Source organism: Streptomyces sp. NPDC056160, assembly GCF_042268205.1.
Lineage (GTDB): Bacteria > Actinomycetota > Actinomycetes > Streptomycetales > Streptomycetaceae > Streptomyces.
On the sequence record NZ_JBHJUW010000288.1, the window covers coordinates 1 to 3,723 of the forward strand.

The window sequence follows — 3,723 nt, forward strand, 5'->3', positions numbered from 1 at the left end:
GCCCATGGTGAGCCGCAGGGCATCAGCGGTGCCGTCGAGTACTCCAGCGACATCTACGACGCGCCGACCGTGCAGGCGCTGTTCGAGCGGTGGCTGCGCTTCCTCGACATCGCCACCACCCACCCCGACCAGCCCCTCAACCGCATCGACATCCTCACCCCCGACGAACACCGGCAGTTCCTCGGCACCTGGCTGGAGACCGGGACCGAGGTCGGCGAGAAGCTGCTGCCGGTCCGCTTCGCCGAGCAGGCCGCCGCCACCCCTGACGCCGTGGCCGTGATCGCCGGGGACACCTCCCTGACGTATGCGGAGCTGGACCGCCGCGCCAACCGCCTCGCGCACGTCCTGCTGCGCCGGGGCGCGGGCCCGGACCGGGTGGTCGCGCTGGCCCTGCCGCGTTCGGCCGAGCTGGTGGTCGCCCTGTTGGCCGTGCTCAAGAGTGGTGCCGCGTACCTGCCGCTGGACCCGGACCACCCGGCCGGCCGTCTCGCCTACGTACTCCAGGACGCACGGCCCGCCCTGTTGGTCACCACACTGGCGACCGACTCCCGGACATCGGAAGGTGGTTCGGCGGAGCGACTGGTGCTGGACTCCCCGGACGGACACGCACTTCTGGCCGCCTGCCCCGACACCGACCCGGCCGCGACCGGCCACGCGGGCCCGCCGGCCCCCGAGGCCGCCGCGTACGTGATCTACACGTCCGGCTCGACCGGTCGTCCCAAGGGCGTGGTCGTACCGCACGCGCCGCTGCTCAACTTCCTGGAAGCGATGCGGCGCAAGGTCCCGCTCCGGACGGGGGAGCGGCTGCTCGCGGTCACCACGGTGGCGTTCGACATCGCCGCGCTGGAGCTGTACCACCCGCTCCTGTCGGGCGCCACTGTCGTCCTCGCCCCCAAGGAGGCCGTCCCTCAACCGTCCGCCGTGCTCGACCTGATCGCCCGGCACGGCGTCACGGTCGTACAAGGCACCCCTTCGCTGTGGCAGCTGCTGGTGGCGCACGAGCCGGAGGCGCTGCGGGGCCTGCGTGTCCTGGTCGGTGGTGAGGCGCTGCCCACCCTGCTCGCCGAGTCGCTGCGCACGCTCACCGACGACCTGACCAACCTGTACGGCCCCACCGAGACCACCATCTGGGCGACCGCTGCGGACCTGGGCGGCGGCGCGGGCGCACCGCCCATCGGCCGGCCGATCGCCAACAACCGTACCTATGTTCTGGGTTCGGGGCTGGAGTTGGTGGCGCCCGGTGTGGTGGGGGAGCTGTACATCGCGGGATCCGGTGTCGCCCGCGGCTATCTGAACAAGCCCGGCCTGACGGCCGAGCGGTTCGTGGCGGACCCGTACACTCCCGAGCCCGGCGCTCGTATGTACCGCACCGGTGACCTGGTGCGGTGGAACCAGGACGGCGAGCTGGAGTTCGTCGGCCGCGTCGACCACCAGATCAAGATCCGCGGCTTCCGCATCGAACTCGAGGAGATCGAGGAGGTCCTCACCGACCACGCGGACATCGCGCAGGCAGCCGTCGTCGCCCGCGAGGACCAGCCCGGTGACACCCGACTCGTCGCCTACGTCGTCGCCGATACCTCGGCGCGCGACCACGACGAGGCTGTGGAGCAGGACCAGCTCAGCGAGTGGCAGAACCTGTACGACGCCGTGTACACCGCTGCGGAGCAGACGGCTTTCGGTGAGAACTTCGCCAGCTGGAACAGCAGTTACGACGGCCGGCCGATCCCGCAGCCCGAGATGCGGGAGTGGCGGGACACGACCGTCGACCGCATCCGGTCCCTGGGGCCGCGCCGCGTCCTCGAAATCGGTGTCGGGACCGGCCTGCTCCTGGCCCGGCTGGCGCCCGAATGCGAGGAGTACTGGGGCACCGACTTCTCCCGCACCGTCATCGACGAGCTCCGGCGGCACGTCGACGCCGATCCCGTCCTGGCCACCCGGGTCCACCTGCGGACCCAGCCCGCCCACGACTTCGGCGACCTTCCGCAGGGCCACTTCGACACGATCTTGATCAACTCCGTGGCCCAGTACTTCCCGAACGCCGGTTACCTGGAACAGGTCGTCCACCACGCGCTCCGCGCCCTCACCCCAGGTGGCGCGCTGTTCCTGGGCGACCTGCGCAATCCGCGGTTGCTGCGGACCTTCGCCTCGGGTGTGCAGACGGCGCGTGCCGAGGACCCGAACGACACGGCCGCGATCCGCCGTGCCGTCGAGCAGAGCCTGGTCCTGGAGAAGGAACTCCTCGTCGATCCCGAGTACTTCACTGCCCTCGCTCACCACGTCCCCGAGCTGGCGGGCACCGACATCCAGCTCAAGCGCGGCACCGCCCACAACGAACTCACCCGCTACCGCTACGACGCCACCCTCTACAAGACCGGCATCACCACCCACCCCCTCGACGACGCCCCCACCCGACCCTGGCTCGCGCACACCGACGCCCAAGCCAACCTCGTCGGTCTGAGGCAACAGTTGGCGGCCGAACGGCCCGCGGAACTCCGCCTGACCGGCGTGCCGAACCCCCGCCTCGTCCAAGAACGCGCCATGCGGCAGGCCCTCGAAGACGGCGCACTCTTGCCCGACCGCCCCACCGCCTCACCCATCGGCCTTGAGGCCTTCCACGCCCTGGGCGACGAGCACGGCTACTGGACCGGTATCACCTGGAACACCCAGGACACCGACACCGTGGACGTCGTCTTCGTCGACCGGACCCGCCTGTCCGGCCGCGCCCCCGTCGGCACCTACGCCCCGCTCCCCACCAGCGCCTCCACCGCGCCCCTGTCCACATGGGCGACCAACCCCGCCGCCCGCCGCGGCACCGGTGTCCTGGTCACCAAGCTCCGTGAGCACACCCGCGACCATCTGCCCGACTACATGGTCCCGTCGGCCATCCTCCCCCTCAACCGGCTCCCCCTGACGGCCAACGGCAAGCTGGACCGGGCGGCCCTGCCCGCACCGGAGTTCGCGTCGGCCGGATCGGGCCGAGGGGCCCGCACCCCGCAGGAGCAGATCGTGTCCGATCTGTTCGCGCAGGTGTTGGGGCTGCCGCGGGTCGGCGTCGAGGACGACTTCTTCGACCTGGGCGGGCACTCGCTGCTGGCCACCCGCCTCATCGCCCAGCTCCGCGCCGCGTTCGGCGTGGAGCTGGAGCTGCGCGCACTGTTCGAGGGCCCGACGCCGGCCGCGGTGGCGGCACTCCTCGACACCGCCGCCCCCGGACGCCTTGCCCTCACCGTCCGCAGGCGACCCGAGGTCATGCCCCTGTCCTTCGCCCAGCGCCGGCTGTGGTTCATCCACAAGATGGAGGGGCCGAGCGCCACGTACAACATCCCACTGGCCCTGCGGCTGAAGGGTGAGTTGGACCGTGACGCGCTGCGGGCCGCCCTCGGTGACGTGGTGGCCCGGCACGAGAGTCTGCGGACGGTGTTTCCCGAGGCCGACGGCATCCCCTGCCAGCAGGTGCTGTCACCCGAGGCGTCCGTCCCGCACCTCACCGTCCACCCCACGACCGAGGACGAGCTGCCCGACGCCCTGAAGTCGGCCGCCCGCCACCCCTTCGACCTGGCGACCGAAACCCCGCTGCGCGCCGACCTCTTCGAACTCTCGGCGCAGGAGTACGTGCTGCTCCTGGTCGTGCATCACATCGCGGGTGACGGGTGGTCGTTGGGCCCGCTGGCCACGGACCTTACGCGTGCTTATGCGGCGCGGGTGGAGGGGCGGGTGCCGGAG

General features: G+C 71.4%; 1 protein-coding gene. It reads left to right on the forward strand.

Features of this window, described 5'->3' with window-relative positions; genetic code table 11:
- On the forward strand, positions 1-3,723 hold a 3,723-nt coding region (locus ACFC02_RS42000), incomplete at both ends, for an amino acid adenylation domain-containing protein (RefSeq protein ID WP_376368213.1).